Raw genomic sequence first — 6074 nt, 5'->3', positions numbered from 1 at the left:
TTTCTCTGGCACTTCTGCCGTGTCTCTATGCGGATGAGCTGGGGGTTTTCGGACGGTGCTGGACCATGTCTCGTTCGGGTGAAGCGAGTCGGTCCCCGCTGATCTGCACCGGCGTGATCCTTACGCTCTGGGCCCGTGGAGCTGATCTTCTTCAAGCCGGAGGGCTGGGAGACGTGGGGTCTCGAACACGAGCCGGTGATCCCCGAGCAGATGCCGATCCTGATCGACAGCGACTTGTGTTTCGAGGATGGTCCCGCGTCGCCGCGGCCGTTGGCGGCGGCGAACCGGTGGCTGCGGGAGCTGCCGGTGAACGGGTGCCCGGAGCCGGGTTCGTGGGGTGTCTATGCACGTGCGGTACGGGACTGGGCGGTTTTCCTCGGCGGTCACGGGATCGGACTGTTTGATCAGAGGGACCGGTTGAAGGCCGGGCTCAGTTCGTACGCGGTGCACCGGGCTTGTGGTCCGTTGGACGGGCGGCTGACGGCGACCACGTGGAACCAGCACGTGAGCATCTTGTCGAGCTTCTACCGGTGGGCGGTGGCGGAGGGGTACGCGAACGCGGAGCCGTTCACCTATCGGCAGGCCACGGTGTTCTTCGCCGATCAGGTCGCCCGGCGACCGGTGAACCAGGCCATCCGGCGGGTGCCGAAGCCGCACGTGACCATCAAGTACCTGGAGGACGACTTCGCGGAGTTGTTCGTCCGCGGTCTGCGGGGGCTTGGGCCGGACGGGGAGGACGAGCGGTTCCGGGGCCGGGAGTTGGCCCGCAACGGTGCCGTGGGCAGGTTCGCCCTGGGCACGGGGCTGCGGTTGCAGGAGTTCACCTACTACCTCGCGGCCGAGCTGCCGCCGCTTCCGCCGGCCCCGACGACGCTGCCGATTCCACTGCCGGTGCCGTCCGGCATCACGAAGGGCCGCAAGTTCCGCACCACGTGGGTGCCCTACGACACGCTGGCTGAACTGCACCGATACCGGGATCTGGACCGCGCCCTGGCAGTGGGCGGCGCCCGTTGGCGGCCGCCGGAGCGATGGGGGCCGCCTTTGCTGGTGACCGAGGCCGATCAGTGGGGCGGCCGGGTGAACGGCCGCCGGCTGTCCTGGCAGGAACTCCGGCCGTCGGAGCGTCGGCGCCTGGTGGCCCCTGAGGGCGGTTCGATGCTGCTGGCGGTGAGGTCGAATGGTGGCCCGTTCACCGCCTGGCCCACGGTCTTCTCCCGGACGGCGGACCGCATCCGGGAGCGGTTCGAGCCCCGGTTCCCGCACGTTTTTCCACACCGAAGTCGGCACACGTTCGCGATGCAGACCCTGGCCCGGCTGGTCAGCGGCTACTACCGGCAGGCCGCGCAGATGGTGAAGGACACCGATGCGGAGGCCGGCCTGGCCCTCTACCTCGCCAAGGCCGATCCGCTGATGGTGCTGCGGGACCTGTTGGGGCACTCCAGTGTCCTGACCACGGAAAAGTACCTCCGTCGGCTGGATATGACCCGCATCTTCCGGGACGCCTACGAAGAGGCCGGGCGGGACTACGGGCTGATCAGCGATGTCGAAGCCGCGACGGAGGCGGACGGCGAGTTCGATGAGGACGAGGACGACTGGTGACCGCCGCTGTTCTGCATGATCCGATCGGCATCGCCTACACCAGCGCAGACGGGGTCAACCGGCAGAGGCTCATGCCTGCCAGCCGCTGCCCGCAGCTGTCCCGGGACTTGATGACGGGGCTGGTATGCCTCATCCACCCGCACGGGCGGCTGGCCACGCGGTCCACCGTCGACAAGAACGTGATCTCGGCCAGCCGTCTGGTGCTGTTCCTGGATGCCCGCGGGTTCACCGGCGGCGCCGGGGACTTGTCGCGGACGGATCTGATTGAGTTCTGGATGTCCGCCCAGTATGCCGACGAGCGCAACAGCCGTGTCCTGTTGCGGGCATGGGACGACGAAACCGGCGGTCTGCCGCGACCGGTCCGCTTGATGGCTGAGGGCCGTTCGTTCAACCAGCCCGATCCGAAGGGGACGTTCGCCCCCTACAGTGAGGCCGAGTGGTCCCGGCTGCTCGACCTCTGCCGCCAAAACGTACGGGAAGCCTTCACCGCGCACGCCGAGGCCCTCGCCGCCGCCCGCCGGGGCCGCGATCCCCAGGAATGCGGTGACTGGTCCACCGACAACCTGTGCTGGCTCCATGTCCACCACGGGCCGGTCACTTTCCGCTCATTGCGGGACTCGCTCGGCGTTCGGCAGAAGACCGCCCTCGCTGTCCGGCGCCCGCTGGCAGAGACCCGGAAGGCCCTGTTCGCCCAGCCGGACATGGTGATCTCCTACCAGCTGCTGTTCGGCGCCTACAGCGGGATCGTCCCCGACGGCATCGACGGGCTCGGGCTGAAGGACATCGAATGGTCCGGCAGCTCCGAGATGCTGCTGAACTACGTCAAGGGCCGAACATCCCGCGAGAGCCTGAACCTTCCCCGCAAGGCCGTCCGGTTGCTGGAACGCTGGCTGGAGCACTCGGCCCTGCTTCGCTCCTTCGCGCCGGAGGAGGACCGCGGGGTGTTGTGGATCCGCGATCGTCACAACCATGCCGATGTCGTGGAGACGACTCGGATGACCGACATCTCGGTCCGCAAGTGGGTACGCCGGCATGGCCTGCTGGACGACACGGGTGCCCCGTTCCCGGTTCACCGGCAGCGGATCAGGACCACGTTCCACAGTCACCGCGACCGTCGCACCTGGGCCGGCAGTCCGCGGGCGACGATCGACCCCAACCACACCCCGGCGATCGAGGGCGACCACTACCTGACCGCCGCGACGCCGGCCCAGCAGCGGGCCGTTCACGCCCTGATTGAGGAGGCCCAGGGCGATCTCCTTCAGCGGGCTCAGGCTCCCACTGTCCTGTCTGAGGAAGCCACTGTCACCCTCGCGCGGGACTACCCGCAGGTCATCGACCGGCTGCGGCTGGACGACGCGGCGATCAACGAACTTGTGGGCGGTGAACGCGACGTGTTCGTCGCGGCCTGCGCGGACCAGCTGGCCGGGCTCCACGGCCCGGAGGGCAAGCCCTGTCCGGCTCGCCCCTGGGTCTGCCTGCTCTGCCCGCTGGCGGTCTTCGCACCCCGGCACGCGGCCAACCTGTTGCGGTTGAAGGCGTTCTTCGCACGCCAGTGGCGGCAGATGCCTTCCGATCACTTCATGGCCGTCTTCGGTCCCTATGCCCAGCGCGTCACCCAGGTCCTGGACTGCTTCCACCCCGAAGTACTGGCTGGCGCCGCCCCGCAGGTCACCGACACGGACGAGGAAATCCCGCTGCGGCCCGAGGAGCTAACCGCATGACCGAAGCCTTCGCCGCCCCGCAAGCGGCACCCCTTTCTCCGTTCGTCGGCGCCGACGTCTTCGAGCTGGCCGGATGGACCCTCGTCGACAGCTTCCCGCGGCCGCGGTTCGACCAGGACATATGGGATCTCCGTGGCATCCAAGGCCGCCCCAAGCAGCTCGCGGCGGGTCTGCTGATCTGGGACTTCACGAAGATCAGCAACCCGCGATGGCAGCTGGTGGCCAAGGAACTGATGATCGCCTATTGCGCGCCGACCCACCCGGCCGTTGCCCAGTTGCCCCGGGCCTACCGCACGCCTCGGGCGCTGGCAACCACCTGCCGCATCCGGGACCTGCTGTTTCCCTGGCTGAACTGGCTGACCAGCCAAGGGATCACCAGTCTTCACGAGGTCACGCAGGAGCACTGTCAGCGCTACCTCGACCTCCGCGGCACGATCCGCGACAAGCACGGGTGCCCTCTCCGGGTAGCCAGCCCGTCCCAGAAGCGGGCGGTCGTCACGGCCATCATGGATCTCGCGTTCTACGGCGACCTGTTCACCAGCGACCGCTATCACCAGGACTTCCGCCCCTGGAACTTCACCCCGCCGGCCGTGGTCGCCGGCATCCCGAAGCGGGCGGAGAACAAGACCCAGCCCGTCCCCGATCACATCCTGCAGCCGATGCTTGCCGCCTGCCTCTACATCGTGGACACCATCGGACCCCGTCTGATCGCTCTCCTCCGGCAGGTCGAAGAACGGCCGTTCCGAACCGAGCGCGTCCACGGACCGAGCCCCACGGCAGCCGACCTGGCCCAGGCCCTGGAAGAGCATCGTTCCAGCGGGGAGCCCCTGGTCGAGATGACCGAGAGACGGGTCCGTGAGCGACTTGCCGCAGGCTGGAACCCGGATGACCTCCTCCTGCGGGTGAATTTCCAGGCCCTGGCCACCCGCGCCGGACGCGGTGAATACCGCTCTCGCTTGCTCACCCCGGACCTTCGTCGGCTCGCCGAGGACACCCTCGCCAACGTCGGACTGGCCAAGCCCTGGGGCCGCGACGCGCCGGCCGTCCCCCGCGCGGACACCCAGGAACTGGTGCCGTGGACCACACCGCTGCACACCCGGGAAGTCCAGGACCTCGCGGGCGTCGCCCGCCAGGCGGCGCTGACCGTCACCGCGGCGGTCTCCGGGATGAGGAACAGCGAGCTCGCCGAACTGCTCGTCGGCTGCCGCCGCACCAGTCAGATCGGCCCCGGCATGGTCCGTCACAGCCTCGCCAGCAAAATCATCAAAGGCCAGAAGCTCGGCGGACTCGACGATGAATGGGTCGTACTCGAAGAAGTACACCGAGCGGTCGCACTCGCAGAAGAACTGCACACCCACCCCACTCCCGGGCAATTCTTGTTCGGGCGGATCGGCTTCCACTCCGGACACACCCGCGCTCTTCGCCCCTTCGTCAACGGTCCCCTCGGTCATCGGCTCGGGCTCGCTCCCATCCCGGACGGCGATGTCAACTTGCGGATGTTGAGGCGTACTTTGGCCATTGAGCTGGCCTACCGTCCCAACGGCATGCTGGCCGCGAAGATCGCTCTGAAACACGTGTCCGTGGTCACCACGGAGGGATACGCCGCACGGCCCGGAGGAGCCCAGGCCAAACTGCTGGCCGAGGTCAACGAGCACGAGCAGGAGCGGAACCTGTCCCTGGCCGCCGCTGAGTTCCGCAACTACCAGCAGGGCATCATGCCGAGCGGTCCTGGGGCCCGCGGTCTGATCGACTTCTTCACCCACGTCGACGAGGAGCTGACCCGGCAGGCAGCAGCCTCGCCTCACGTCCGGTCCAGTGACCAGGACCTCCGCAACCTCCTGGCCAAACGAGCCGCAACCCTGCACCTGGGAACGGCGAACTACTGCTGGTTCGCCGACCCCGGCAAAGCCCTGTGTCTGAAGCTGGCCGGAACCCCGAACGCCACCAAGCCGCTGGCGGGAATGTGTGACTCCGCCCGCTGCCCGCAGGCCACACACCACCCCTGCCACCGGCCCGTCTGGGCCGAGACCGTCGCCCAGACCAAGACTTTCCTCGGCTCCCTCAGCCGTCCCCAGAAGAACGAGCGCATCCGGCTCCAGGCCGAACTCGACCGGGCACAGCGCGTTCTCGACGAAATCGACCGCGCGGCCGGACCCGCCCCCGACGAGGAGATCCATGAGGACCACTGACGACCAGCGACGCCAGGCCGAGGACCGTATCCAGGCCGCCATGGACCGCCTCCTGCGAGGCGAGATTCCGCCCGGCGGCCGATGCGACCTTAAGACCCTCGCCGCCCAGGCCGGGGTGAACCGCACGGGCTTCTATCCCAAGGCAGGACGTCCGGGTCCCTTCCAACACCTGGCCGAGGAATTCAGCCGGCGCCGTGATCTCCTCCAGGGAGCAGGCACTATCCCGGACCCACGCGAAGCCCAGATCGCCCGGCTGAAGGAAGAGGTCTCCGGCCTCCGTGAGCGCCTGGCCGAGCGCGACACCAAGGTCGAGGAGCTGACCGACTTCAGGCAACGAGCGATCTCGCAACTGGCCGCACAGCACCTCGAAATCGAGCGCCTCCGTCAACAGCTCGCCGGAGGATCGCACCAGCAGGTCACTCACCTGCCCCGCCCACGGCACACCACAACGATCGGCCCCTGCTGAAATGAGACATCACACCGCTGAGGCCGTCCTGAACCTCCGCTGCCGGACGCACTCCACCCGCAACACGTCGACTCGGGACACGGAGAGTGCGCGCAAAAA

At 68.0% G+C, this 6074-nt stretch carries 4 protein-coding genes; all 4 read left to right on the top strand.

Annotated elements, in window-relative coordinates; all coding sequences use genetic code 11:
* The first annotated feature begins 135 nt into the window (after positions 1–135).
* From ACFVFQ_RS38090 to ACFVFQ_RS38075, 4 genes are read left to right on the top strand one after another with little or no spacing between them, the layout of a single operon-like run.
* Positions 136–1599, top strand: coding sequence for a site-specific integrase (locus ACFVFQ_RS38090; RefSeq protein WP_383425265.1), 1464 nt, complete (start codon positions 136–138; stop codon positions 1597–1599).
* Positions 1596–3320: a hypothetical protein gene (locus ACFVFQ_RS38085; protein WP_383425263.1), complete on the top strand. Its 1725-nt coding sequence runs from the start codon at positions 1596–1598 to the stop codon at positions 3318–3320. Before ACFVFQ_RS38090 ends, ACFVFQ_RS38085 begins: the two co-directional genes overlap by 4 nt.
* On the top strand, positions 3317–5509 hold the full coding sequence (locus ACFVFQ_RS38080; RefSeq protein ID WP_383425261.1) for a site-specific integrase: 2193 nt from the start codon (positions 3317–3319) through the stop codon (positions 5507–5509). Before ACFVFQ_RS38085 ends, ACFVFQ_RS38080 begins: the two co-directional genes overlap by 4 nt.
* Positions 5496–5975 carry a hypothetical protein gene (locus ACFVFQ_RS38075; RefSeq protein ID WP_383425259.1) on the top strand — a complete coding sequence of 160 codons (480 nt, stop codon included), beginning with the start codon at positions 5496–5498 and terminating at the stop codon, positions 5973–5975. The genes ACFVFQ_RS38080 and ACFVFQ_RS38075 overlap by 14 nt, the downstream gene beginning before the upstream one ends.
* Positions 5976–6074: the final 99 nt, after the last annotated feature.

It is taken from the genome of Streptomyces sp. NPDC057743 (assembly GCF_042798755.1).
Taxonomy (GTDB): domain Bacteria; phylum Actinomycetota; class Actinomycetes; order Streptomycetales; family Streptomycetaceae; genus Streptomyces.
This window is presented reverse-complemented; position numbering and strand designations above follow the sequence as displayed.